This window comes from Niallia sp. Kr1, from assembly GCF_050389805.1.
Classification (GTDB): domain Bacteria; phylum Bacillota; class Bacilli; order Bacillales; family Cytobacillaceae; genus Bacillus_BD.
Map to the genome: position 1 here is coordinate 4,270,292 of NZ_CP130945.1, position 25,494 is coordinate 4,295,785.

Consider the following 25,494-nt stretch of genomic DNA (forward strand, 5'->3'; position numbering starts at 1 on the left):
AAAGCATATATAAACGTCACTATATTTCACTTATAATTTTGAATAGTGGGTATATTTTTTTTAATTGTGTATACCTATCAAGCGTATTGTCAGATTTTGTAGAAGTTTTTAGAATTATTTTTTACATGAAAATAGAAATTTTATAGTAAAATATACTCAAGTAAATACTATCGTAATATTATTATTTATATATCCATGAGAAAAAGGCAAACCATTTGAAAGAATGGGACGCAAAGCTTCGGGTCTAAGGTCATGTACTATGACGGCCGAGTTACCTAAAATCAATAAATTTTAGGAGGAGAAGCTTTGGGTGCTCAGGAAACAGATAAACAAATACTCGATAAAGAATGGATAGAATTATTGAAGGAAGCCTTTTTACTTGGAATATCAATAGAGGAAATTAGAAGTTACCTCCAACATAACAGATCCTTATAGGGTCTTTTTTTTGTAGCAAAGTTTTCTGTTCCTTACCCCTTCCCTCAAAAACGAGCATCCATCATCCAATAGCAATGGAGGATAAAAATAATGGTGTACAAGGAAACAGCTATCAACATTACACCTTAATAAAAAAAGTTTTTGGTATGAGATTCAAAAAGATAAACGAATAAAGACAAACTGAAAGAAAGACTTTAACAATTATAAATAACGTAGGGCTCGATTGATAGATTTGATTCATGATCGGGTTTAATTCAGTAATTAGAGATTGCTCTAATCCCCAATAGGTTATGATGCCATCTACGATATTTAGTAGAGATAGGTAGTGAAATAGGAATTTCGTTGTACTCACTTCCTTTTTCGCGATCCGTTCTTTTTAGTTGTTTTATTGTTCATTAAAAAGAACAGATCTTTGAAAATAAACTTACCATCTCCTACATAAACTGTCAATCTACTATTTCGAAAATTACAAATTACCAGTATGAGTGAATAGCCTCAATCCAATATGGGAAAGACGCTCACCCCTAGAACAAGTATTTTATAAGAGGTCAGAAAGTAAGAGGCATCATTTGTACGGGAGAATTCTTTGAGTCAGATTCTTAAGAGCAATTTAGTTAATTACTTTCCCGAATAAAATGTCCTTGAGATGACTTCTATTGGACTTAATCTATTTTTACTAGATTTTTGCCCTGTAAATGCTTAACTAGTACTTTTCCATTTTACATTTGCTAAAAGTCATTAGCTCATATTGCGCATTGCAGGTGAAAGCGAGTGTTTAATAGGTGTTGCAATTAATCCAATCAGTTGTGTTGCTCCATTAATTCTTCCTTGATCTTCCATGTTGATTGCCTGCAATGTTATATTTTACGCCAAAACTGTGAAATCCTTCACAACCTTTTTTTTAAAAAAAGAAGGTCAGAAACCTCACATGCTTTTATGCAAGATTTCTAACACCTGTCTTAGCTCTGCCACCGGAATTTGCCCAGGAGCTGACGCTTCTTTCCCTGCACCAAAGGTAAACGCTGAACCAAATACTTCTCCCGCTAGACGGCTGATCACACCCGTTCCACCCATGGACATCGTAATAAGCGGACGATCCGCATATTGGGTTTTCATCGTATTTGTCGCATCAAGTAAAGTCAGCACATCTGCTACTGAATTTGGCATGACGGCAATTTTTGAGATATCAGCCCCATACTCTTGCATTTTTCTTAAACGTGAAATGATTTCATCTTTAGTTGGTGTTTGATTAAAATCATGGTTGGACATTACAACATACACATGATTTTCTTTTGCAACGGATAGAATCGCTTGAACATTTGCTCTTTCATTGAAAAGTTCAACGTCTACTAAATCAATTTCTCCCGTTTTAGCCGCAGTTTGGTTCAATTGAACATAGAATTCATCAGAAATCTCTTTGTTACCGCCTTCTTTATGACTGCGGAATGTGAACAGCAATAATTCCTGTTTAAATACGGTTCTTATTGAGGAGATCATCTCTTTTACTAACTCTAAATTTTCCACATCTTCATAAAGATCCACACGCCATTCGACTACATCTGGCTTTAAATCTTTTACCAATTGTGCCTCATTTAAAATGTCCTCTTTACTTGCCCCAACTAGAGGCACTATTATTTTAGGTGCACCTTCACCAATGGTTAAATGTTTAATTTGTAGTGTACTCATCATGGCCCTCCTTAAGAAGCACTTATTTCTTTGTGAAAATAATTATAAATTTTATTATGAATTGGAGTTCTCATTTTGTCTAATTTCTTTTTAATAGACAGGTTCTATTAATTTGGATAAATATATGCTAGAAAAATCGAAAAATTCAGCCATATTTTTGACATATTTGTGAACAATTGAACAGTCTGTAGACAGAATGAAAATCTATGCATAAAATCTAAGTTGAGAGGGTATTTTTAAAATACTTATCACATTTATCTATGAAAAGGTGATCTTCGTGAACATCAATCAACTACAATATTTTTGTGTTTTAGCCGAAACCGAGCACTACACAAGAGCTGCCAAATTATTATCGATCACCCAACCAAGTCTGACACATTCGATTAAAGAACTTGAGAAAGAACTTGGCGTAACTTTATTTAATAAGCATGGCAGAAATATTAAAATTAATCAATTTGGTGAATTTCTTTATCAACAAGTAGGTCCCATCCTGGATAGTTTAGAAAAAACCAAAAACGATATTCAACTGATGGTCGACCCAACGAGGGGGACGATCCATCTTTCCTTTTTGCATTCTTTGTCACAAGATTTTATTCCAAAAGTGATTAATCAATTTGTGCAAAGTGAAGAAAATAAACATATTCACTTTGTATTAGACCAAGGGACAACGACAGATATCAAAAAGGACTTTTTCGAAAATAAAATAGATATCGCCTTCACATCATTTATTGAAGAGGACGAAATCACATCAATTCCTATCTTAAATCAAGAATTGTATTTAGCAACATCGTTAGATCATCCATTGTCAAATAAAACAGAAATTGATTTAGTCGAAACAGCTGATTATCCATTTATTTTCTATAATGAAAAAAGCAGTCTACGTCCAATCATTGATGACTTGTTTAAGCAAATCAATATTGCACCCAAAATTACGTATGAACTTGCCGATGATGGAACCGTTTGCGGCTTTGTTGCCGCAAATTTAGGAATTGCCATTGTACCAAATATTTTTGGTATTCAACACTTCCCGATCAAGTTAATAAAAATTAAAAATCCATTTTATGAACGTAAAATTTACTTAAGTTTTAATGGTAATAAGTATATGTCCCCACCTGTTTGTAAGTTTAAGGACTTTATTTTAAAAAAATTGTCAATTTTCGATGAAAAATGATGAAACTGGCTGTCTAAAAGACCCCTTTGGGAAGTAGGGATATCATATCCAGACAGCCAATTTTATTAATCCTCATCTGCTTTTACTTTTTCTAGGATGTTTACCTTCACCTGCATAATTCGTTTTTCACTTGTTTTTACAACCGCGAATTGAACATCGTTATATTCCACGATCGGTTTATTTTCGCCAATTGGGATATAGCCTAACAAATTAATCAAGAACCCACTTAACGTGTCGTACTCGCTTGTTGGCAAATCACGTCCAATGACATCCTCCACATCGTAGAGATTAGTAGTTCCGTCCATTAAATACGTGGTTTCATCAAGCTCCATAATGCCTGGTTCCTCGACATACGGCTCATCGTATTCATCAAAAATATTTCCGACGATTTCTTCGATAATATCTTCAATCGTTACAATTCCGTCCGTGCCACCATACTCGTCAATAACAATTGCCAAATGAATATTGTTTTGCTGCATTTCTCTAAACAAATGGTCCACTTTTGTGGATTCAAGAACAAAGTGTGGATCGCGAATCATTTCTTGTAAATTAAATTCCTTCGCTCTTGTTACATGATCTTCCAAAAATTGAATTAAATCCTTCGAATGTAGGATTCCAACGATATGATCAACATCTTCTGCATACACGGGGTATCTTGTGTATTTTTCCTTATTAACGGTTTGAACCGTTTCTTGAAGAGTGGCATCAAGTGGGATTGCCAAAATATTGGTCCGGTGTGTCATAATATCGGAAACGGTTTTTATATCAAAATCAAAAATATTATTAATCATTTCTTTTTCCGTTAATTGAATCGTCCCTTTTTCTTCCCCCGCATCGACCATCATTCGGATTTCTTCTTCTGTCACTTCATTATCATCTGCATTTGGATCAATTCCAAATAAACGAACGGTTACATTCATGGATAATGTTAACAGTTTAACAAAAGGCGCAGTAATTTTCGAGAGAAGCGTGAGTGGTCTTACCGCAAGATTGGCGATTGGCTCTGGCTTTGTCATCGCAATTTGCTTGGGTACCAATTCTCCAAAAACGAGGGTAAAATAAGATAATAGCAACGTAATGACGATTACTGAAATGGTATTAAGCAAATCTGGAGCAATCGGGACACCCGCTTCATATAAAAAAGCCGTTAAGCGACTGGCAAAGCTGTCCGCCGCAAACGCACTCGCTAAAAAACCGGCAAGGGTAATGCCAATTTGAATCGTCGCCAAGAATCGGCTCGGCTGCGAAATCAAATTATGGACCATTTGGGACTTTTTGTCTCCCGCATCGGCCATCATTCTCACTTTGTTATCATTTAATGAAATCAGGGCAATTTCCGATCCCGCAAAAAAGGCGTTTAATAAAATTAGTACCAACAGTACTAATATCTCAGTTCCCAAAGATATTCAACCTCCACGTAGTGAATCGACAGTATCCATTCACCTACAACAAAATTTCACTCTATCCTTAATCATATCACTTTTTATTTTGGCTAGTATATATTTAGTATACCTAAGTGGTGGGCAATCATGTAAAAAAGGTGTGGAGAATGGCTGCGTTTTCTCCCGCTCTATCGTACTTTGTTAAGACCTATTCACTCTGTTTGCTGCTATATCTTACTTGGTTACTGCTTGTTTCGACCGAACCTACCCGTTGAACCCTTTCCATCGGACTCTGCTCTAGCTTGTTCATCCGATCCTGTCCGTTTGAGTCTCTCTATCGGACTCTGCTCTAGCTTTTTCTCCCGTTCTTGTCCGTTTGAGCTCCTCTATCGGACTCGGCACCAGCTTTTTCTTCCGTTCTTGTCCGTTTGAGCTCCTCTATCGGACTCGGTTCCAGCTTTTTCTTCCGTTCTTGTCCGTTTGAACTCTTCTATCGGACTCTGCTCTAGCTTGTTCATCCGATCCTGTCCGTTTGAACCTCTGCACATGCTTCTGTCAAGTAGACAGTACCAAAGTGTCCTATATCTTTGCCTCAAGCACTATACTATCAATACGTTGAGCTTAAGCCATATCCACCACCCTTGCCAGTCATTTGGGTTCGTGGTGTAAGTAAAGTGGCGAATTGGAGAAAATAAAGCTATAAAAGCTCTCCAATCGCGCACACAGCGTACCACGAACCAGCTCTTCTAAGCTCTCTCTGGTCGGGGCCCGATACCCAACACAGCGAATCACTAAGAAGAGGTATTCCAGGCAAGGGCAAGCAGCTCCGCTGTGGTTCCCTGCGTGTCTCTTAGCTTGCATATTGTTTGATATATTTTACAGGACTCGTTTGTAATTTTGTATTAATTCGGCTATGATTAAAGTAATGGATATATTCGGATGCCGCATTTTGGACTTCGAATGCAGTTTCTGCATCTTCAAAAAAGCATTTTACTTCACATTTGAAGTGGCTAAAGAAGTTCTCAATGGGTGCGTTGTCCCAGCAATTGCCTTTGCGGGACATAGATGGGGTGAGGCCCATCTTTTTGACACGCATTTGGTATCCAGCGTTTGTGAATTGTACGCCTTGATCACTATGTAGAATGGCGCCTTTCACAAACGCTTTTTCTTTTAAACGATCTAACGCTTCGTAAACCAGCTCTAAATCTTGGCGATGACTAATTGCATACGCCACGATCTCGTCATGAAATAAATCTTTAATCGCACATAAATAGATATGTTTATTTGGTCCTTGTTCTACTGGTAAGTAGGTAATGTCAATCGTAAACTTCATTCCCGGTTTGTTTGCGTGAAAGTTTCGATTTAATATATTGGGGACTTTAATATTGACCTCATTACTCTTGATATAACGCCTTTGGCGAATTTTACAACGAATACCATATTTCCTCATAATTTTAGAAACACGTATCTCTCCAACCTCAATGCCATATTCTTCTTTTAATGCCATTTTCATTCTGTTTCTACCTAACGTTCCGCGGTGCTTATGGTGTAGTTTAATGATATAGTTGTACAGCTCTTCATCCCTTTGTGCTTGCACACTACCTCCACCACGTTTTTTCCATTTGTAATAACCAGAACGAGATACGTTAGTTAATTGAACTAATAGCGTAACGGGATAATCTTTTGAGTTTGCTTCGATAAAGGCAAATTCTACTTCTTTCTGCTTCACATCCTTTCCAGCTCTAACAGCTTTTTTAAGTATTCGATCTGTAAGGCCTGTCTTTCGATGATCTCATTTTTTGTTTCCTCTTCATTTCGTTTTTGCTTACCTATGCTCTTCATCCCTCTTGTATCTTTTAATGCCTCATATCCTCCTTCGCGCACTTTATTTACCCAACGATTCGCTACACGAGGGGCGCTGATGTTATATTCTTTTATCAAGTCTCGGATTGAATGCCCCTCGAAATATTTTTCAACTACTGTTTTCTTTAATTCGTAACTGTATCTTTTTTGTTGTCTTGCCATATTCATCTCCCACCAATATCTATCTTTTTCTACTATAAGGTTATCAAATGAATAGGACACTTTCTAAGATTGTCTACTTTATAGATACAATATCACTCTCTATCGGACTCGATACCTGCCTTTTCTTCCGTTCTTGTCCGTTTCCACTCTTCTATCGGACTCCACTCTAGCTTATTCATCCTACCCTGTCCGTTTGAGCTCCTCTATCGGACTCGGTACCAGTTTTTTCTTCCGTTCTTGTCCATTTGAAGCTCTTTCTCAGATGGGAATTACATCTATCCAAACCTAAAAAGAGGACCCATTCGGATCCTCCTTATCAGGTCTACCTATTATTTTACAAAAAGAATTTTATACAACTGCATAACCACCAACGGCATTAGGGATAGTCCGTAAATAGCTCCAAGTTCCCCTCCCGTTAATGGAGCTACTTCAAAGATGCCTTGAAGTCCAGGGATCAATAGAACGAGATGTAACAAGATAATTCCTGCAATGACTGCAAACCAAAGGTACTTGTTCGTGAACACTCCTACTTTGAAGATGGAGCCTTTGGCTCTCGTATTGAAGCCATGGAATAATCTTGATAAACAGAGGGTCGCAAAGGCCATTGTCATTGCTTCTTCATGACCTGCTTGAAGACCGATCATGAATGCAGCAATGGTTGAGATCCCAATTAATAGACCTCCGATTCCAACTTTACTCAAAAATGATTTATTGAGCAACGGCGTGTTAATATCCCTTGGTTTTTCCTTCATAATATTTTTATTATGAGGCTCTAGACCAATTGCAATCGCTGGCAAGCTATCCGTTAACAAGTTAATGAAAAGTAAATGAACAGGCTCAAATGGTACAGGTAGCGCTAAAAGGGATGCATACAACACCGTTAAGATGGCGCCTGTATTCCCTGAAAGTAAAAATCGAATCGAGTTATTGATGTTCGCATAAATACTTCTTCCGTTTCCAACCGCCTTTACAATGGTTGAGAAGTTATCATCGGTTAAGACCATTGACGCTGAATCTTTGGCAACCTCTGTACCGGTGATCCCCATCGCAATTCCAATATCGGCTTGTTTTAAGGCTGGAGCATCGTTGACCCCATCCCCGGTCATCGCGACGATATTTCCTTTATCTTGCCATGCTTTTACGATACGGATTTTATGCTCCGGTGATACACGGGCGTACACGGATATATCCTTCACTTTTTCCTTTAACTGCTCATCTGTTAGCTTTTCAATTTCAACGCCTTCAACTGCTTCAGAATCTCTTTGTAAAATTCCAATTTGCTTTGCAATCGCAGCAGCGGTAATCTTGTGGTCTCCTGTAATCATGACTGGTTTAATTCCAGCGCTAATACAGTTTTTAACCGCTTCTGCAGATTCTGGTCTTGGTGGGTCTATCATCGCGGTTAAGCCAACAAAGATTAAATCCTTTTCATCTTCCACATGGATGACTTGACCTTCTGCTACTTCTTTATAAGCAAACGCTAGTAATCGCAGACCTTGCTTTGAAAACTCACTATTGGTATCGGTAATTTTTTTCATATCGTTTTCTGTAATATTAGCGATTCCATTAGCTGTTTCAATTTTAGCTAAACGATTAAGTAAAACATCGGGTGCCCCTTTTGTGATCATGAGGTTACGGTCACCTATTTTATGAACCGTACTCATTAATTTACGATCAGAATCAAATGGAATTTCCCCTAACCGTGGGTATTCATCCCGGACAACCAATTCGTCTAATTGATATTCTTCTCCTAGGTTCGTAAGGGCAACTTCAGTTGGGTCCCCAATTTCTTTACTATCCATCGTAATTGAATCATTACATAACAACGCCATTAGTAAAAATTTCTTTTCAAGCGGTGTTTCTAAATTTAATTTGTCATGCGGAATCGCACGATTATCGACATACACCTGTTGAACGGTCATTTTATTCATCGTTAACGTTCCAGTTTTGTCAGAACAGATAACCGAGATGCTTCCAAGACTTTCAACCGCATGGAGTTTCCGCATAATCGCATTTTCTTTAGCCATTTTTTGCGTACCAAAAGCAAGTACAATCGTTACAATCGAACTTAAGGCTTCCGGGATCGCGGCAACGGCTAAGGAAACGGCAAACATAAACGAATCCCCAATTGCTCGACCTCTAAAGATATCTAAACCAAAGATCAAAACGGCAATGATAATAATGATAACCGCTAATCGTTTTCCAAAATGATCGAGTGTAACTTGTAAAGGAGTCTTCTTCTCTTGCGCATTATCCAATAGGTTTGCGATTTTCCCGATTTCAGTTTCCATCCCAATGCTCGTGACAACGACTGTGGCACGACCATAGGTTACAAAGCTTCCGGAGAAAACCATATTTTTTTGATCCCCGAGTGGCACTTCTGAATCTTGAATCGGGTCTAATTCCTTTGTTACCGCTAAGGATTCACCCGTTAAAGAGCTCTCATTTACTTGCAAACTCGCATTTTCAATAACCCTTCCATCGGCTGGGATAAAGTCCCCTGCATCAAAAAAGAGAATATCTCCAACAACGACCTCTTTTGAGGGAATTTCAATCTTTTGCCCATTTCGCAGCACTTTAGCTGTCGGAGAGGATAAGGCCTTCAGACTATTCAGGGATTGCTCCGCCTTTACGTGCTGGACCGTACCCAAGATGGCATTTAAGATGACGACAACCAATATGACAATGGTACTTTCAATTTCACCTAAAAACGCAGACACCAACGCAGCAACAATTAAAATAATGACCAGAAAATCTTTAAATTGTTCAAAAAAGACTTGAACCGTACTTTTCTTTTTACCCTCTGCTAATTCGTTATAACCGTACTTTTCTCTTCTTTGGGTTACGTCCGAATCGTTTAATCCTTTTTTCGTTACTCCAAGTGTTTCCAACGTTTCATCTGTGGTTTTTCGATAAAATTCACTCATTCTGGGATCTCTCCTTTCAAAAGAAAACGATTTTCCAAGTGGCTCCTTTTATTATCTTTCATTAAGGGAATCTTTATTAAAAATTCGGCTTTGTTCTTTCGGATATAAGATGTGATGAACAAAACCTAAAATAAAAAAGACTCTAATAGCGCAAGGTTTTCACCCTGGTGCTATAGAGTCTCACTTAACTAAAGTTAGTTTTTAAAGCCGGGATCTTTCAATCCGAGTGACGACTTTAAACCCTGAATCATCAGGCTAGTTACTCCCTCTACCATATATTCCCTTTGTGATTATATTAACATATATTTCAGACTCTTTCAACTTTCTTGCAACTTCTCATCCCTTTGAAAAACCCAAAGCCGACTACCAGCAAAGGTGACGATTAGACCTCCACTTGTTGCCAAGACTTTACTTATAAATAGCGGCAAGCTATTTATTTCAAAAAAAATGGTTAGCAACACATTTGTAAGCGCAAGAGCTAAAAGATTGATCATGATGAAACGGAAGATTTCGCTCATTTTTATTTTTTGACTCATCCCAAACGTCCATTTACGATTTAAAAGAAAACTATTGATCATTCCGGCAGAAAAGGATAAAATTTGTGAGATCATATAAGGAAATCCTATTCCAATAAATAGAAAAAAGGCCACGAAGTCAATCAATGTATTACTTGCCCCTACCGTACAAAACCTACTAAATAGTGAGAGTCTTTGGTTGGCTAGACTCATACATATTAGCCTCCTATTCTTAATATGTATCGTTCTCCATTTTCCATTATTACCCACATAACAAGCATTATTCTCGTTTTAATATTGTTAAGTATTTCACAAATATATCATAAGTTTTTACATAAACCCTCATCCCATGAACAAAAAAAATGATACACTTTTCTTATATAGTAAATTCTAACTATTTTTAACATATATTGATCACTACTGCACAATCTTTACTTTTTTCATCATTATGAAGGGAATTGGTTTGCATGAACTTGAAACAGCTCCATTACTTCAGTGTACTAGCTAGGCTTGAACATTACACAAAAGCGGCGGCCCAATTATCAATCACCCAACCTAGTCTTAGTCACGCCATATCTGAATTGGAAAAAGAATTAGGTACGTTGCTGTTTGAGAAACATGGTCGAAATATTCGTTTAACTAAGTACGGAAGGTTTTTTTTACAATATGTCGATCGCGGATTGCATGAAATTGAAAGCGGTGAGAAAAAGCTTAGAGATTTAACATCCCCATCACAAGGAATCATTGAGTTAGCATTTATTTATTCATTGGGACCTCATTATATTCCAAACTTGATCCAAGCATTTTCAACGCAAGAGCAGTTTAAGAATGTTTCCTTTACGTTTTCTCAAGGATCGACCCAAGATATTATTCAAGGTTTAAAGGAAGGGAAATACGATTTAGCATTCAGCTTACATGCGGAAAATGAACCGGAAATTGAATTTTATCCATTGGTACATCAGGAAATGGTGCTCATTGTCCCTTATGATCATCCGCTTGCTAATGACGATAGCGTCGACTTAAGGGACACGGTTCAATATCCATATGTACTCTTTAATGAAAAAAATGATTTCCGCCACATCATTAATCACCTTTTTGATCATGTGGGGATCATGCCACAAGTTGCTTGTGAAGTGGAAGAGGATAACGCGATGGCCGGGCTTGTTACCGTCAATTACGGGATTGCGATCATGCCAAGAATTTTGTCACTCAAACATCTCAATGTGAAGGTTTTACAAATCCAAAATCATGTTCCAGAGCAATATATCTACATGGCTCGAATGAAGGATCGCTATCTATGCCCTACCACAAACTCTTTCCGTGAATTTGCCATCGAATATAGCCAACAGCCTTTTTTAATGGCTCTTTAGAAATAAAAAGCGCAAGCTCCCTAGCTTAACCCCGATAATCAAAACTCTCTGACTGCAAGCCTTTTTGCGAAGCTAGAGGAGTAGTTGACCTCGAGGGGGTAGGTGCTGGAACTAAATATGAATCAAGCTTCAAACCACTATTTTAACGACAAAGCAAAAACACCATCCCGGTTAGATGGTGTTTTTTATTTTAAGAAACGGATTTTTTCTTACTATGGTTAAGGCTGACTTGTTGTTCTAACACGCCTTTTGTTTGTCGCTGACTCGAAAGGGCGCCAATTTTTTCTCGTACATTGGATACAAATATGGAACTTATTAACCAAAGAATTAAACCTAGAATAATACTTAACATCCAGTTACCGGTTATTTTAAGGCTCGTCCAAACCGTGATCACACAAATGGCGCAACCAATCATACCATAGACCGAACCTTTTGCTATTTTTGCGGCATGCTGGGAACCTGCGGAAATGCCGACCATTAATACCGCTGTAATCATAACCGCGGGAAAAGCAGCAAAAATGCCAGCGAGGATTTCCCAAGGCGATAAAACCGTCACTAAATAACTAATCGCAACAGCACCCCCGCCCAATATAAATCGAATCAGTAAATCTTTACTATGCATGATCTACACCTTTTCTTATACGGAATTTCCATTAGGATAGGTATTTACCAAAATTTGGATGGTGCCTGTCACCCAATAAACGTTACAACGACAAAAGATATGATAAACCAACATCCGAGTGCTTCGGTGAGACCACGTTTCCAACCGAATTTTGGGATGAGGATTCCTGCTATAATAGCCATGATGATGTTGATCACCATTCCGACAATGGCTCCTTCTGAAAGGAGAATCGAGTAGGAGATCAGTTCATCTCCGCTAAAATCAAGACTAGCCGTTAGAAGAGCCGCTAAATAGACAGCTGGAAAAGCAGCAAAGATACCCCCTGCCTTTTCCCCTAACTTCCTCGAAACAATCGTTGCTAGCACAACAGCGAGTCCACCTAATACGAAACGGATGAATAAGGCACTAATTGAAACCTCAGCCATAATCCGCCTCCTTTTAAAGTCTTTATCAAATGTGTATTTTCTAACATGAACATGTATTAATTGTACCGTATTTTGAGGTGAACCCCTGTGAACATTCTATTAACGTTTATGAAGCGCTTACCTTGGTAGAATGGGGGAATTTTAACAATAAGACGTTCAACCTCTGCATGGAAATGGATAACCTAGAAGGATCCAGTGTAATTTGAAAGGATAATACTAGAAACATGCTCATCTCAATGGCCGGTGGAACGATCGGGTATATGATTTTGGTGCAGTTTGTTTTTTGAGACAGAGGGTGAGTCAGGGGGAGAGTCAGAGAGTCAGGTTCCTTGAATCATTTGTTGGGGCAGTGGACCTGTCCCCTTGTCCCTCTTCAGTCCCTGTTTTCTCTTTTAGCTAAAGCCTTGTCCGAACTTGAATCATACCTATGATTACCAGCATATAACTGGGACCGCTCAGCCATAAACCTTTTCTATATTGAAGAACAAAGGTCAGAAAAAATAGTGAGTCAGGAGACTTTTCTCCATGACTCAGAATCCTGTTGGTTACCAAAGTAGTTACTTTTTAAATATATATCTAGTTCCTTTGTTATTCGAGGACAACTCACATTTTATCTTTAATATCTCACATGTTTCTTTGATGATTAAAACGCCTAACCCTATCTGGGGATCCTCCACATTGAATCCTATTCCATTATCCTCTATCACAATCAAGCCATTTTCAATCGTTACATTGAGAGTATTCGCCTTCGAATGAAGCTGTGTATTCTGAAATACATTATCCAGTATTCTTTCTACCCACAGTTCATTACTGCGCCAAATCAGACTATGATCCTTAACCCTATAGTTAATCTCTATATTTTTATTATTAAAGATATACGTCCATTTCTTTATTGCTTTTTCCACTATTTTCCTCATATCAACATTTTCATAAATGATATAGGATTCTTTGACGGACTCTAAATCCGCTTGGTTCAATTGATTAACTAACTTCGAAATATATTCAATTTGTTGGTAAAGAGACGAGACTGATTTTTCCTCCAAAACACCGTTTCTTTGAAGTAAGAATAACTCTAATCTGATGGCTGTTAACGGCGTATTAATATCGTGTGATAATTTATTTAAGTACTCCTTTTTAAAAGTTAACTCGGAGTTCAACATCAACTCTTTACTAGCTAAACGATCAATTAATATGTTTATGGATTGGGCTAGCCAACCAATCTCATCATTCTTTCTTATGGGTAGCTTTTCAGGTAACTCATCTTCCAGTGCTATTTTTTTGACGGTTTTATTCATGGCGTTAATTTGCCGCAACACGTGATTAATGGACTTGGCGGAGATTATTATTAATAAGATCAGTAATCCAAAGAAAACCCCAAAAATACTAGAATAAATAAAAGATTGATTATAAGGTTGCTCTAAGTTAAACACTGTTGATAAGGCTAAATAAACTAATAGTAGGATTAAATTGGTCAGTAAATATAAAATGGGCACAAAAAAGACAATTGTCGCTAACAACAAATAATACTTCTTCTTAAGACTCATACATGATTATGGGTATTGAATCTGTACCCTTCTCCATGAACCGTTTGAATAATATTATTATCTTCATCGGAAATCTTCTCTCTAATACTTTTTATATGAACATTTAGCACACTATTTTTAGAGTACTCTAACGGCCACAAATAATCATATATTTGTTCTCTCGTTAACGTTCTATTTTGATTTTCATATAGATAAAAAAACAATTTCCTTTCAGTTGCAGTTAATTTTATTTCAGAATGTATGTTTCTTTTGAATACTTTATAATGAACCCCGTCAACAAATATGTTTCGAATCTGGGTGAATAAACCATATTTGTTTTTAAGAATCAGGTGTATTCTTGCTAACAATTCTCGGGGGTCAAAGGGCTTTACCAAATAGTCCTCTCCAAGAGAAAGCCCTTTTAATTTACTCTCTATATCACTTCTCGCTGTGAGAAATAAAATGGGAAGTGAGTATCCATTCTCCTTTAATTTTTCTGAAATTTCATACCCGTTTTCTCCTGGCAGCATGATGTCAATGATTAGTAAATCACAGTATTTAATCTCTTCCAGGACTCTTTGACCATCCGTTAACCAAAGGACATGATAACCTTCCCCTTCTAATATTTCCTGTAACATGGAACCAATGGGCTGGTCATCCTCGATCAGTAAGATCGTAAATCCATTCATCACCAAATCACCTCTTTACGAATTCGGTTTTCTGTTGTTTTAAACATAGAAACCTTCCTACAGTTGTGCCCTTACTCTTAACTCAAAAGTAAGGACACCTATGCACTCTAATATCATCTACGATAACATATTCATTTTCGAGAAACTTTTACCACAGCATTTAATTATTTTGAAAAATAAGGAACAGTGCAAAAAATACAATGTACAAGATGAAAAGGATCATAATGGGTCTAAGCTTTATTTCTTTGATTTTCCTTAAGCCTTTAAAGACTACCTCATTAATAAGCAAAGCTACTGAAGAAACTAAACAAACCATAGAAATGATTAGACTGATTGCTACTAATGCATCCACATGAATCAACTCCTTTTAGTTAACTTATCTTTATTGTATTTGATAGTTATAAAGATTTTATTAACAATTACCATTAAGATATAAAATGTAAAAAGCAATCCATATTATTGTTTGTTATCGAATGTACATTTATAAGGTTAATGATTAACGTTATTTCCGTTATAGTAAGCAAGGAATTGACTTGGTGAAAGTCCTCTTTCGTTTAAATACATGAATAAAGCTCGAGTCGCTTTGATAACCAACCTCAATACTATTAAGAGTCTCCGTTAAAAGGGGGTCCTTGGCTTCATTTCCAATTTTTTTATTATTCATGAGCTCATCCCTAATGCATTTAGTGTAATAGAAAAGAGATGAGAAACTCTTCCTCTTACTTCCTTTCTAATTCGTTTAATAAAGCAATCAAAAGCACTTTTAGGTTAGTTTGTATTCCACAATCTGTCCTTTAAATAAAAATTGAGCGCTTAGCTTTATTTAAGATAGCGCCCTGTAATAAAAGTTCGTATAACTATTAATCTTACTAACTAGCTACATATCCAATAGAGAGCTCAATAGGAATGTAAACGATTATAGAAATTGTTTGTTGTTTAACTCTTAACAACATATGTTTTCGACAAAATATCATAAAGAGATTGTTTCTTTTTCGTAAAAATGGAGGTCAATATATATGCAAATATAAGTGCATAGATGAGTCCACCCATCAGATAGTAAGTGAAAGGAATTTCAGCAACTCCTATATAAATCAGCCGATAAACAAGGAAATGTGACAACTCCCAAGGTAAAAACTTTAGGATCGTTCGAAAAGTTGAATGTAGTAGTGTTAGTGTTTCTCCGTTTTTTCCAACCACTCGTATACCCATTTTCCATTTTCCGAAGGACTGTCCACCAATTTTTGAATCGCTAATAATATAATAGAGCGATACAGGGAACGTTACCATTAAAAAACCTGTAAACTGAGCTACTATCAGTGAGCCGTTGAAAAACTCCTGTAATGAGGGAAATAGAAATACGTTGAAGATAAAGAGAAGGACCAAATATAAAAGAATAATGATGTAATCAATCATGAAGGCTTTAAAACGAATTAAAAATGAAGCATTCATTAACATTACCTCTTTCATTTGTAATTAAGCTAAACGGATTTTCCAAGCAACTCTTAAAATAAAGGGATTTTTACAAGTTTGTTGTACATTCAAATTTCCTTCTTAATATTTCTTACAGCATAATTCATACCTGCATTATGCACATATAAGAGGAACCGATTTCTTCTGCTTCAAACACTGTTAGACTTTCACCAAGTTCTTCTCCAAACCTTCTCGGATATCCTCTTTTTAAATTCTTCTATTCTAACAAAATCAAATGAGATCCCTTTAACTATGATCCACCTCAACTTCACCCCTTTTACAATCAGCCCATTTTAAGAATGGTAAATGGAACTGTCCCCTTTCATGCATAGGATATTAATAAACGAGAGGAGGGCTGCGAATGAGTTTATATATAAACAATCAACACTCAAATGTGTATAAAAATAAAAATCAAATTGGAACGAACAATCAAACCTATATCCGACATAACGTTTTAAAGGATCTGCTTGATGAGCAGAAAAAAGCAAATCAGGAATTAAGCCACACATTGACACAACTTCAATCCCAATATAAAAAGCAACAAAAGGCTCAAAAAGCTCGGTGGAATTACATTCATCACCAATTGAACGAGAGTCAACAGCATCAAGCTAAAAAGGATACAGAGATTTCTCAACAGCTAGGAAATCTTAATAAAAAAAGTGCGGATTTGCAACAAACGATCCTACAGGGGACTGTAAAGACAGAGTCCATTTTAGAACAGATTCATCATATTCAAGAATCCAACAGAGAAATTTCCCAACGATTGGAGAAAACAGAAGGAGAAAGTAAAAGAATTTCAAGAAAGTTAGAGGAACAACAGGAGTTACAAAAAGGAGTCATTGAAAAGTTAGGAGGTCAAGAAGAGTTTCAATCAGATGTACTCAAACGATTAGACTCTCAAGAAGCCCTAACAGAAAAGATCCTTAGACAAATCAATCATATCCGCTCCATCCTTTTTGAGCGGACCAACTACTTGGCAACCAAAATTGAAGATGGATATCAACTGACCTCTACCTATGTTTACCAACTTATGACTGGAACCGATCAACCCTTAACTTTTTCCATGTTGAAGAACAAAGAAAAACAGAAAAAATAGTGGGCCAGGGGTCCTGTCCCCTTGACTCACTATCCTCCTATTATACATTCTCAACCATTTCTGTAGATGTTGAAAGTACGGTATCTGCTTTTTGTGGTCGTACCGCAGCCCAAACCAGTCCGCCAAAGATAAGTAAAATTAAGGCACAAAGCTGGAAGGAATAGTGGAAGCCGGCTCCTTGTGTTGAAGCATTTTCAACAAGATACCCGGTCACATATGGTCCTACAATTCCACCTAATGAAGTGAAGGCCATAAACCAACCTTGAATTTTCCCTTGGTGATTCTTGGACACCAATTCCATTAAAATGGCTGGTCCAAGCACAAGCGTAATACATCCGAATGTTAATCCAAGAGAAAGCAAGACAATCGCTAACATGTTTGAGCTTACAAGCGTTCCGATAAAGTAGCAAACTGCACCTGCCAACATCACAGGTCCTAGTACAAACACACGACCTTTTACAACACTTTTTGTTTTATAAAAAAGACGATCCGAGATAGATGAAAACGTGATTTGTGATAAAGTAATTAAAATCCAAGGAAGTGCAACAACAATTGCTAACGTTTCAGCGCTTAGCTGTCGAACGTTTTCAAGATAGTTTGGCAGCCAGTTTAATCCGATCGTGAAAGACCAGTACGTCGCAAACCCACATAGTGCGATTAAAATGAAGTTTTTCGATAATAAAACCGATGAGAACTTCGTTTTTGTGTCTATTTCTATATTTGTTTCTGAAACAGTAACTTCAGTTTTTGCTTCTTGTTTTTCTTTTACCATCCATAACCAAACGGCAATCCAAATGATTCCAATAATCCCTGTTGCAATAAAGGCTGAACGCCAGCCGTAATTCGTAATCAGGTTCATAAGAATCGGTGCTGAGATCGCAACTCCAAGTGGACCCCCAACTGATACGATTGAAATCCCAATTCCACGTTTTTCTTTAGGAAGCCATTTTGCTGCAGCAGCCATCGCTAGCGAGTAAGAAGGACCTTCGCCCGCACCTAAAATAATTCGTGTAATCAATAAAAACGCAAAACTTGAAACAAAGATTGTTGAAAATTGAACAACGGACCAAAGCAGAACCATTCCTGCAATGACAACCCTTGTCCCTACTTTATCGGCAAGCACTCCGCCTAGTATCGCACATAGTGAATATAGTAGAAAGAATACGCTTCCAACCATACCCCATTGTTCTGGAGTTAATCCTAATTCTTTCATAATAGGTACTGATGCAAAACCGATGATCGCTTTATCTGCGTTACTAATAACGGTTAATAGAAATAATAGTCCAATAACAACCCAAGCTTTTTTTGATATGTTTTTTTCCTCTTTCATTTTATATCCCTCCTATTATTTTTGTTAATTATAAATATTCAGAAATATAATATTAAAAAAATTCCACTCCTCCCGGTATGATTATTTAATGATGGTAGTTTGCAAAGTCTTGTTATCGCTTTCAACATTTAAAACATCAATATGTTAGTAACATTCGCTAGTAATAGTATATTGTTTTTGAAATTTTCAGACTAGGACAGAAATTGTTCATTTTTTTACCTTTTTTGAACAGATTTTGTTTTTTGAAATGAGTCAGAGGGACAGGTCCCATCACTCATAGTGAGTCACTGGACCTGTCCCCTTGTCTTACTTACTTTGCTGGTTCCACTACTTTATTTTCTAATAGATAGCTTGTTAATACGTCGTTAAATTCTTCCACTTTTTCCCATTGTGGCCAGTGACCTGCATTATTAATGACGGTGAAGTCACTGTTTGGAATCATATCTTGAAGTAGTTTTCCTTCTTCTACGGTTGAAGTTGGATCGTGTGATGTCCACGCTAATAGTGTTGGAACATTAATCTTTCCACACCATGATGGATGCCATGAATACTGTTCTCTCACTTCAATTTCTTGCAGACATACGATGTGATGAACCGCTTCTTTATACTCTGGTCTTGTATAAATGTTATAACGGCATTCGATCAATTCTTCTGTTACCTGACTCTTATCATACATCAACCATTCTAGTCTTGTTTTTACATTTTCATAGTTAGCTTCTAATACAGCTTTAACCGTGGACTCTTTTAATTTAGCCATAACTTCTAGCTTGTTATTCACGTTTCCTGGTGTGTTTAAAACCATGGAATGTACGTATTCAGGATGTTCTGCCGCAAACCAAGCTGCTACCCATCCACCTAATGATTCTCCTGATAGATAAACTTTTGAAAGTTTTAAAGCTTGAATGACCGATAATAAATGTTCGCTGTAATAATCAATCGTGTATGGGCGATCTGGTTTGTCTGTATAGCCATGGCCTACCATATCAATCACAATGACACGGAACTTCTCGCTTAACCCTTTGATATTTCGAGCATATGCTTCAATGTGTCCGCCAGTACCGTGAAGTAAGATAAGAGGTTCCCCGTTACCTGCTTCTAGTACGCGTGTGTTAATCCCGTTTGCATCCAAATAATATAATTTAAATTCGATATCTGCTAAATCAGTCCAAATTGTCAAGTCAATCTCTCCCTTTTTGTTATTACTTTTTAAAAACTAGTGTGTAAAAAATTAATTCTTCACTGTTACAGATGATGTTTCTTGTTGTTGTCCTTTTACAGCAGCAGATTGAAACTGCATAATCGCCATGCCAGTTACCCATTCAGGAATCGGCTCATAGCAAACGACTTCATTGTTAAAATCTTGCAATGCCCCTAATAGTACAAGCCAGTTACGAATTTCTTGACCACCATTGCCAAGTTTTTCATCAATTAACTCTGAACTCCAGTTGCGAATCGTTTCGTAGTCTTTTTCTACAATACTCTTCAAAAATAGGCGATCATATTCTTCATTAACTGGACCTGTGCGTAATGAAGTAACTCGCGTTTTTCGCGTTTCTAAATATTCTTCAAGCTGCTCGATTTCTTGGCGACCATTTTTCAGAATATGGATCAAATCTTGGTCCTCTGGTTTTTCACTATCGATTTTTGGAATTGGCACCCAGTGAGAAAGACCACCTGATGCTACAATTGCGACTTTTTTGTCACTATCCCAAGACTCAACTGCTTTACGTACGAGTTCACCTAATTGGAAACAACGGTCCATCGTTGGCAGTGGAGGCGCAGCCGTATTCACGGCAATCGGAACCACTGGAATTTTCAAATCAGGATTTAAAAAATAAATCCCTTGCGTATGACCATGGTCCACCTTCATTCTCAAGGTAAAAGCAAAATCAACATTGTTATGCAATCCAGTATCTAAAATATGTTTGGCTAAATCTTTTTGAACAGTGATGTCATATTCCGGCAATAACCAATCTCCCCAACCTTGACATTGATCAATTCCAATTGTAAAGGAAGGCATATGGTCATAAAAATAACTATTAAAATGGTCATCTGAAATAAGAATGATGACATCTGCTCCAGAATCCTCTAAAAACTGTTTCATTTCATCTGCTTTTTGTAGGAAACGCTGACCCTTTTCTCCAGCAGCCTCTCTACTCGTCATAATCATCGGACTATGGGACATGGCAACTCCAGCAATAATTTCAGCCATTTTCTCACTCCTCTTTTTTATATCGAACTGCCCACTGTAGTCGGTTCCCACTGTTCCTCCATTTTTTGCATCCAGCAAATGGAGAGGGTTCCTTTTAAATAGGCAGGGATTTTCCCTTTTAATGTTGTTTCGGTTACATCTAGTACGGTTTCACACGAATGAAATCCCTTTTTTAATGTCACACGATAGCGCCCAGGTGCAGGCAATGTATAGTAAGGACTCAGGACTAATCGATAGCCGTCATAGTTACACATCACTTCATAAGGACGACCGAGAAAATCTGGAATTTCCTCGATCTTTCCTTGTAAAAGCCGCTCGCGTATACAAGTAGAACTAATTTTTTCACCTTGACATTCCACTTTTTGCACCTTTGTTACGTCAATAAGACCGCCTGAATCTTCATTTAATGTATCCATATTTCCAATTCCTTTATAACCGTAGGAAAAATCAAAACCGGCGACTGCATGGGTGACCCCGAGGTCAATTAAGTAATCTTTTACAAATTGCTCTGGTGAAAGAGAAGCAAATTCTCTATCGAATGTAACAGAATAGAAGAAATCGACTCCTAATTGCGCGAGCATTTTCTCTTTTTCTGCTGGCGGCATGAGATAATGAATCTGTTTTTTTCCATTACAAATCACCGTTTTTGGATGTGGAAAGAAACTCATCACCGCTAGTGGTAACTTCTTTTTATTCGCTTCATTCAAAGCCTGCTTAATGACTTCACGATGCCCGTTATGAAGACCATCAAAAAATCCGAGCGCCATGACTTTTGGGATAGCGTTTTCCTGCAAAAGGGATAAATTCTCTCGGGTCACAGTAATCGTTTCCATACAGTCTCCTTTCTTAGAACGTTGGTCCGTCTAGGGGGGTTAAAAATAATTAACCCCTTACACCTGAATCAAAGCCGAATAATTCTTGACCAAATGCAGCAACAGAATCTTCATATAAAGATGTTTTGTGAGTCGCAACAGATAAAATATCTCTGATCATTAATTCAATGATGCCACCTTTATAAAGGGCGCCGCCACCAAGTGTTAATAGAACTCTTACGGCTATGTCTGTACAAGTTTTTGTGATTTGCGTACGAATCGCAAAGAATTCGGCACGGCTTGTTTTGCGACCATCTTTTTCATAGTTTTCTAGTAATGTTAAATATTTGTCCATCATCGCTTCTGCTGCAATATATTGAGTGGTAATTTCTGCGATTACTCTTTGGCTACGAGGAGATTCACTTTCTCGTACACCATCCATTAGACGAACGCGGTTTTCTGTTGCCTTTTTGAATTCTTCAATTAATCGCTTCGCTCCGCCTAACGCCATATTCGGGAATCCAAGATAGAAAGCCGGATAGAAAGGAACATGGTATAATGGATAATCCTTATCGTACTCTTCCTCTGGTGGTCTTCCCGTTGCATCAGCTGCAGTTAAACGTAAGATTCTTTCCATTGGTACATACACGTTATCGGCAACCACTTGGTTGGAACCACTGCCTCTTAGACCAAATGTATCCCAGTTTTCGACGATTTCGACTTCAGATGCTTTTAACATTGGCAAGCAAACTTCTGGTTTGTCGCTGTCAGGGAATTGGATGGCTACGCCTAGTCCGATCCAATCACTGTACAGACAGCCACTGGCGAAATTCCATTTTCCAGTGATGCGGTACCCGTCTCCATCTTTTTCTGCTTTCCCTACTGCAGCAAATACATCACAGATCAGTCCGCCTTGGTTAATGATTTCGTCTCTTCCCTTTTTAGGTAAGTACGCTGGAAGAATGTTGTGTAATGGATAAAGATACGTTAACCATCCTGCAGATACATTGTGATAAGATACGGTTCTTACGATTTCGGCAAATGTCTTGAGATCCGTTTGTGGACCGCCATATTCTTTCGGAAGCATGATTCTAGAAATCTGTGTTTCTTTTATTAAATTGACGACGTTTTCAGAAATCGTTGCATTTTTTTCTGCTTCTTGCGCTTCTTTTTCAGCTAGTTCCCCAATTCTTCTTGCACCCTCTAATAGATCTTCTCTCGTTACCTCTTTTTCAATGAATGGACTTACCATAGCAAACACTCCCCTTTAATAGATTCGACAAAATTTTTGATATCGCTTTCAAACACCTATTTCTAACTTGTTTAGCTTTTATTTGATTAACTACATTGTAATTAATTATGAATTTTCAGACTAGAACAAAAATTGTTGGTGTTTTTGAAAAGGATGGATGGTTTTTGTTCATTTTAGGGTTTGTGTAGTGAACTGTTGGGATATGAGGAGATTGTGCTTTTGATGGTGGTCGGATTTACACGGCAGTTTTTCTATTTTTCGCTGATTTTTGCTGTGTAAAATGGATTTACTCAGCAGTTTTTCAGCTTCCCGTTGGTTTTTGCTGTGTAAAACGAATTTACGCAGCAGTTTTTCAACTTCCCCCTGATTTTTGCTGTGTAAAACTTAAAACTATTTTTCATCGCCTCTTTCCAGCTTCGTTTTTCTATACGAGCTTCACTTAAGGCAAGGCTTGCTCCAAAACCTCCATATATAAAAAACCACCCAAATCAAACTTGGATGGTTTCAACTTCTATTCCATTTTCAGTTCCCCAATGGCAATGAGCGATTGAATGATCAACAGCAATTCATACATGACATCAGGATCCCGAAGATCCTTATCGAGTAAGCCTTCAATCCGCCGAATTCGGTGCCTTAGACCACTCATCGACAGCGCAAGATCGCTCATCGTTTGCTCTAGTTTTCCTCCGTTCGAAAGATAGGCATATAAGGTTTTCATCAGTTCAATCATTCTCGAATCCTGTAAATCATACAACTCACCCAGTTCTTTTTTGGCTATCATTTGAATCCCTGGTATGTTCTTCGAATTTATCAGAACGCCAACAATGCCGAGGGAATCAAATAGAATCATATGATTTCGTAACGCCAGTCGCAGGGCAATCATCGCTTCCTCATAGGCCGTTGCTGCATGTTGAATATCATGACCTTCGTTACTAATACCTAATTTAAAGGCGCCTCTCGGAAAGGTTTTGATAAAAAATTGATAAAAATCCTTCATCGTAGTTTCAATCGAAAAACGCTTATCTTTTTTCATGATTAAAAAGACCAATTTTCCTTCACGTTGTCCGATTAAGATTTGTTGCTTGTGTTGATTAAAATATTGATAAATCGATTCTTGAATTTGTTCCTGTAAGTAAAATTCCTCTTCAACCGATAATTTGGACAACTCCGTTTTTTGATATTCCATCACAACGACATAATAAGGCTGGTTCAGGTCTAAATTGGCATATTTTCCTCTTTTAATGATTTCGCCTGCGGATAATTGGGATTGCAAAATTTGTTCAAGGAAATTCCCTTTCATCCTCTCGAAGGATTCGAATTTCGTTTTTTCATTTAAGAGAATAATCGAAGCCGCATTAGAAAACCGGTCGAGAAATAAATAATCCTCCTCAGGATTTTCCTGTTTTTGGTTGTAATAAACAAAGGAACAGTAACCTAATATTTTCTTTTGCACAAGAATCAGTGAGATAAGACGCTCCTGTTGATCGGTTTTTACTGTTTTCCTTTTAAATGGTAATAGATGCTTATCTTTTTCATCTCGAATATATGGTGCGATATCCTCCGTTAATTCAAGGTAGATATCGTCTGTTAAGCCCGCATATGTAATCGTCCTAAAATCGGTATCTTCAATAACGATGGGAATTCCACTCGTTCCATAGGCTATGTTTGCGATTCGGTGCAAATCACTGCCGTTAGAGATCTCTTCCGCTAATTTTGTTTGAAAACTTGATAATTGCGTAACAAATTTTTGTTGATGCAGCAGTTGTTCATACGTGTATTCCAGTTCCTTCATAATTGGTGTTTCATGGTAATAGTGAAGTTCCTCTTCGACATTGGTTTCCGCTTCCCATTCTTTCTTCGTTCTCGTCATCCAACTGCATACGGAATCTCCTTTTCCGACACAAGTGATTTCCTTTGTCAAAACAGGCTGTTCGCAGATCGTTGTCATAAAGCCATTTGAATAGCCAATAAGGGTATGACACACTTGAGAATCGGATAAACCAATTCGTTTCACATGCTCGACAGCCTCGTAGGAATCAATCCATGTGCCCCTTCCATGAAGAGTAACAATATGATGATCCTCATCAAATGCGACGTTACATTCATGGGTAAATCCGCGAATATGTCCATTTTTCATATGAGCAACCGGTCCTTGCTCAATCAATGTTTCCAAAGGGACCCCTGTTTTCAAAGCTTGTTTGGCATCATTGACGCCCATTTCATAGCCGAATCGTACAAGAAATCCCTTGATTCGATCAAGCCCAATATTCTGTGCCAATTGATGCCTGAGAATCCCCAAGGCAGAGGAATTTAGAAGCATCGGGCGATCCGTTACCTCCGCCTCATGATCGGTAAGACGATCCTGATCCTTTATATAAATCTCCATCGATATACACCTCATTTTTTGAACAAGAGGACAAGAACTTGTCCTTGTGGCTAGCATTTTGTATTTTCCTAATTAAACCACTTATACGAATTTTCAATCTAATTTTAACATATTAAAGAAATTTACGAAAACGGTATCCTATTTTAAAATAATAAAAAAGGAGATG

24 protein-coding genes, 1 pseudogene and 1 riboswitch are annotated in these 25,494 nt (G+C 37.5%); of the genes and pseudogenes, 4 read left to right on the forward strand and 21 right to left on the reverse strand.

Translation table 11 applies throughout. The features are described 5' to 3' along the window. Positions 1-195 precede the first annotated feature (195 nt). A riboswitch (cyclic di-GMP riboswitch) is annotated at positions 196-279 on the forward strand. 27 nt (positions 280-306) lie between these two features. Beyond that, positions 307-435: an anti-repressor SinI family protein gene (locus Q5760_RS21070; RefSeq protein WP_428909547.1), complete on the forward strand. Its 129-nt coding sequence runs from the start codon at positions 307-309 to the stop codon at positions 433-435. 118 nt (positions 436-553) lie between these two features. Here Q5760_RS21070 and Q5760_RS21075 read toward each other — a convergent pair whose 3' ends face one another. The 3 genes and pseudogenes from Q5760_RS21075 to aroD form a co-directional block, all read right to left on the reverse strand. Further along, the gene (locus tag Q5760_RS21075) at positions 554-787 is read right to left on the reverse strand and encodes a DUF5658 family protein (protein WP_428909548.1); all 234 of its coding nucleotides are present in this window, start codon (positions 785-787) and stop codon (positions 554-556) included. Between the two features lie 389 nt (positions 788-1,176). Beyond that, positions 1,177-1,275 (reverse strand): annotated as a pseudogene (locus Q5760_RS21080) (quinate/shikimate dehydrogenase); the annotation flags it as partial. A gap of 84 nt (positions 1,276-1,359) precedes the next feature. Continuing rightward, on the reverse strand, positions 1,360-2,121 hold the full coding sequence (aroD, locus tag Q5760_RS21085) for a type I 3-dehydroquinate dehydratase (protein ID WP_428909549.1): 762 nt from the start codon (positions 2,119-2,121) through the stop codon (positions 1,360-1,362). 277 nt (positions 2,122-2,398) lie between these two features. Between aroD and Q5760_RS21090 the strand changes: the two genes are divergently transcribed. Then, on the forward strand, positions 2,399-3,292 hold the full coding sequence (locus Q5760_RS21090; protein WP_428909550.1) for a LysR family transcriptional regulator: 894 nt from the start codon (positions 2,399-2,401) through the stop codon (positions 3,290-3,292). A gap of 65 nt (positions 3,293-3,357) precedes the next feature. Here Q5760_RS21090 and Q5760_RS21095 read toward each other — a convergent pair whose 3' ends face one another. The 6 genes from Q5760_RS21095 to Q5760_RS21120 form a co-directional block, all read right to left on the reverse strand. Next, positions 3,358-4,692: a hemolysin family protein gene (locus Q5760_RS21095; RefSeq protein ID WP_428909551.1), complete on the reverse strand. Its 1,335-nt coding sequence runs from the start codon at positions 4,690-4,692 to the stop codon at positions 3,358-3,360. A 368-nt stretch (positions 4,693-5,060) separates the two neighbouring features. Further along, a complete protein-coding gene (locus tag Q5760_RS21100) occupies positions 5,061-5,222 on the reverse strand; it encodes a hypothetical protein (RefSeq protein ID WP_428909552.1) in 162 nt (53 codons plus the stop codon). Positions 5,223-5,524: 302 nt separating this feature from the next. Beyond that, entirely contained in the window at positions 5,525-6,403 is an 879-nt protein-coding gene (locus Q5760_RS21105) for an IS3 family transposase (protein ID WP_428909369.1), read from the reverse strand. Next, on the reverse strand, positions 6,400-6,699 hold the full coding sequence (locus tag Q5760_RS21110) for a transposase (RefSeq protein ID WP_428909370.1): 300 nt from the start codon (positions 6,697-6,699) through the stop codon (positions 6,400-6,402). The genes Q5760_RS21105 and Q5760_RS21110 overlap by 4 nt, the downstream gene beginning before the upstream one ends. A gap of 329 nt (positions 6,700-7,028) precedes the next feature. Beyond that, positions 7,029-9,626, reverse strand: coding sequence for a calcium-translocating P-type ATPase, PMCA-type (locus tag Q5760_RS21115; RefSeq protein ID WP_428909553.1), 2,598 nt, complete (start codon positions 9,624-9,626; stop codon positions 7,029-7,031). 317 nt (positions 9,627-9,943) lie between these two features. After that, positions 9,944-10,354 carry a GtrA family protein gene (locus Q5760_RS21120; RefSeq protein WP_428909554.1) on the reverse strand — a complete coding sequence of 137 codons (411 nt, stop codon included), beginning with the start codon at positions 10,352-10,354 and terminating at the stop codon, positions 9,944-9,946. A gap of 254 nt (positions 10,355-10,608) precedes the next feature. On the opposite strand from Q5760_RS21120, the gene Q5760_RS21125 reads away from it, so the two are divergent. After that, complete coding sequence (locus tag Q5760_RS21125; RefSeq protein WP_428909555.1) at positions 10,609-11,511, forward strand: LysR family transcriptional regulator; 903 nt, start codon at positions 10,609-10,611, stop codon at positions 11,509-11,511. 190 nt (positions 11,512-11,701) lie between these two features. Here the strand turns inward: Q5760_RS21125 and Q5760_RS21130 are convergent, their stop codons facing one another. From Q5760_RS21130 to Q5760_RS21155, 6 genes are all read right to left on the reverse strand, one after another. After that, a complete protein-coding gene (locus Q5760_RS21130; RefSeq protein ID WP_428909556.1) occupies positions 11,702-12,133 on the reverse strand; it encodes a DUF3147 family protein in 432 nt (143 codons plus the stop codon). 68 nt (positions 12,134-12,201) lie between these two features. Next, complete coding sequence (locus Q5760_RS21135) at positions 12,202-12,558, reverse strand: DUF3147 family protein (RefSeq protein WP_428909557.1); 357 nt, start codon at positions 12,556-12,558, stop codon at positions 12,202-12,204. Between the two features lie 557 nt (positions 12,559-13,115). Beyond that, positions 13,116-14,102 carry a histidine kinase dimerization/phospho-acceptor domain-containing protein gene (locus tag Q5760_RS21140; RefSeq protein WP_428909558.1) on the reverse strand — a complete coding sequence of 329 codons (987 nt, stop codon included), beginning with the start codon at positions 14,100-14,102 and terminating at the stop codon, positions 13,116-13,118. After that, a complete protein-coding gene (locus tag Q5760_RS21145; RefSeq protein WP_428909559.1) occupies positions 14,099-14,770 on the reverse strand; it encodes a response regulator transcription factor in 672 nt (223 codons plus the stop codon). Before Q5760_RS21145 ends, Q5760_RS21140 begins: the two co-directional genes overlap by 4 nt. 160 nt (positions 14,771-14,930) lie before the next feature. Beyond that, on the reverse strand, positions 14,931-15,122 hold the full coding sequence (locus Q5760_RS21150; RefSeq protein ID WP_428909560.1) for a hypothetical protein: 192 nt from the start codon (positions 15,120-15,122) through the stop codon (positions 14,931-14,933). A 584-nt stretch (positions 15,123-15,706) separates the two neighbouring features. Beyond that, a complete protein-coding gene (locus Q5760_RS21155; RefSeq protein ID WP_428909561.1) occupies positions 15,707-16,237 on the reverse strand; it encodes an RDD family protein in 531 nt (176 codons plus the stop codon). 364 nt (positions 16,238-16,601) lie between these two features. Between Q5760_RS21155 and Q5760_RS21160 the strand changes: the two genes are divergently transcribed. Continuing rightward, positions 16,602-17,336: a hypothetical protein gene (locus Q5760_RS21160; RefSeq protein ID WP_428909562.1), complete on the forward strand. Its 735-nt coding sequence runs from the start codon at positions 16,602-16,604 to the stop codon at positions 17,334-17,336. Positions 17,337-17,376: 40 nt separating this feature from the next. Here Q5760_RS21160 and Q5760_RS21165 read toward each other — a convergent pair whose 3' ends face one another. From Q5760_RS21165 to Q5760_RS21190, 6 genes are all read right to left on the reverse strand, one after another. Further along, complete coding sequence (locus tag Q5760_RS21165) at positions 17,377-18,666, reverse strand: MFS transporter (RefSeq protein ID WP_428909563.1); 1,290 nt, start codon at positions 18,664-18,666, stop codon at positions 17,377-17,379. A gap of 310 nt (positions 18,667-18,976) precedes the next feature. After that, positions 18,977-19,843 carry an alpha/beta fold hydrolase gene (locus tag Q5760_RS21170; RefSeq protein WP_428909564.1) on the reverse strand — a complete coding sequence of 289 codons (867 nt, stop codon included), beginning with the start codon at positions 19,841-19,843 and terminating at the stop codon, positions 18,977-18,979. A 51-nt stretch (positions 19,844-19,894) separates the two neighbouring features. Then, a complete protein-coding gene (locus Q5760_RS21175; RefSeq protein ID WP_428909565.1) occupies positions 19,895-20,878 on the reverse strand; it encodes a hypothetical protein in 984 nt (327 codons plus the stop codon). A 17-nt stretch (positions 20,879-20,895) separates the two neighbouring features. Further along, on the reverse strand, positions 20,896-21,711 hold the full coding sequence (locus Q5760_RS21180; protein ID WP_428909566.1) for an adenylyltransferase/cytidyltransferase family protein: 816 nt from the start codon (positions 21,709-21,711) through the stop codon (positions 20,896-20,898). A gap of 49 nt (positions 21,712-21,760) precedes the next feature. Next, positions 21,761-22,942 (reverse strand): acyl-CoA dehydrogenase, encoded by a 1,182-nt coding sequence (locus Q5760_RS21185; RefSeq protein WP_428909567.1) that lies wholly within the window; start codon positions 22,940-22,942, stop codon positions 21,761-21,763. Positions 22,943-23,453: 511 nt separating this feature from the next. Continuing rightward, on the reverse strand, positions 23,454-25,328 hold the full coding sequence (locus Q5760_RS21190) for a XylR N-terminal domain-containing protein (protein WP_428909568.1): 1,875 nt from the start codon (positions 25,326-25,328) through the stop codon (positions 23,454-23,456). Positions 25,329-25,494 lie beyond the last annotated feature (166 nt).

Bases quoted from the DNA above. Each gene is read 5' to 3' on its own strand.
- Q5760_RS21190 (WP_428909568.1), bottom strand. From the start codon at position 25,328: ATGGAGATTTATATAAAGGATCAGGATCGTCTTACCGATCATGAGGCG.
- Q5760_RS21175 (WP_428909565.1), bottom strand. From the start codon at position 20,878: ATGGCTGAAATTATTGCTGGAGTTGCCATGTCCCATAGTCCGATGATT.
- Q5760_RS21145 (WP_428909559.1), bottom strand. From the start codon at position 14,770: ATGAATGGATTTACGATCTTACTGATCGAGGATGACCAGCCCATTGGT.
- Q5760_RS21160 (WP_428909562.1), top strand. From the start codon at position 16,602: ATGAGTTTATATATAAACAATCAACACTCAAATGTGTATAAAAATAAA.
- Q5760_RS21185 (WP_428909567.1), bottom strand. From the start codon at position 22,942: ATGGTAAGTCCATTCATTGAAAAAGAGGTAACGAGAGAAGATCTATTA.
- Q5760_RS21100 (WP_428909552.1), bottom strand. From the start codon at position 5,222: ATGTGCAGAGGTTCAAACGGACAGGATCGGATGAACAAGCTAGAGCAG.
- Q5760_RS21140 (WP_428909558.1), bottom strand. From the start codon at position 14,102: ATGAGTCTTAAGAAGAAGTATTATTTGTTGTTAGCGACAATTGTCTTT.
- Q5760_RS21120 (WP_428909554.1), bottom strand. From the start codon at position 10,354: ATGAGTCTAGCCAACCAAAGACTCTCACTATTTAGTAGGTTTTGTACG.
- aroD (WP_428909549.1), bottom strand. From the start codon at position 2,121: ATGAGTACACTACAAATTAAACATTTAACCATTGGTGAAGGTGCACCT.
- Q5760_RS21135 (WP_428909557.1), bottom strand. From the start codon at position 12,558: ATGGCTGAGGTTTCAATTAGTGCCTTATTCATCCGTTTCGTATTAGGT.
- Q5760_RS21130 (WP_428909556.1), bottom strand. From the start codon at position 12,133: ATGCATAGTAAAGATTTACTGATTCGATTTATATTGGGCGGGGGTGCT.
- Q5760_RS21125 (WP_428909555.1), top strand. From the start codon at position 10,609: ATGAACTTGAAACAGCTCCATTACTTCAGTGTACTAGCTAGGCTTGAA.
- Q5760_RS21180 (WP_428909566.1), bottom strand. From the start codon at position 21,711: ATGGAAACGATTACTGTGACCCGAGAGAATTTATCCCTTTTGCAGGAA.
- Q5760_RS21155 (WP_428909561.1), bottom strand. From the start codon at position 16,237: ATGAAAGAGGTAATGTTAATGAATGCTTCATTTTTAATTCGTTTTAAA.
- Q5760_RS21110 (WP_428909370.1), bottom strand. From the start codon at position 6,699: ATGGCAAGACAACAAAAAAGATACAGTTACGAATTAAAGAAAACAGTA.
- Q5760_RS21165 (WP_428909563.1), bottom strand. From the start codon at position 18,666: ATGAAAGAGGAAAAAAACATATCAAAAAAAGCTTGGGTTGTTATTGGA.
- Q5760_RS21115 (WP_428909553.1), bottom strand. From the start codon at position 9,626: ATGAGTGAATTTTATCGAAAAACCACAGATGAAACGTTGGAAACACTT.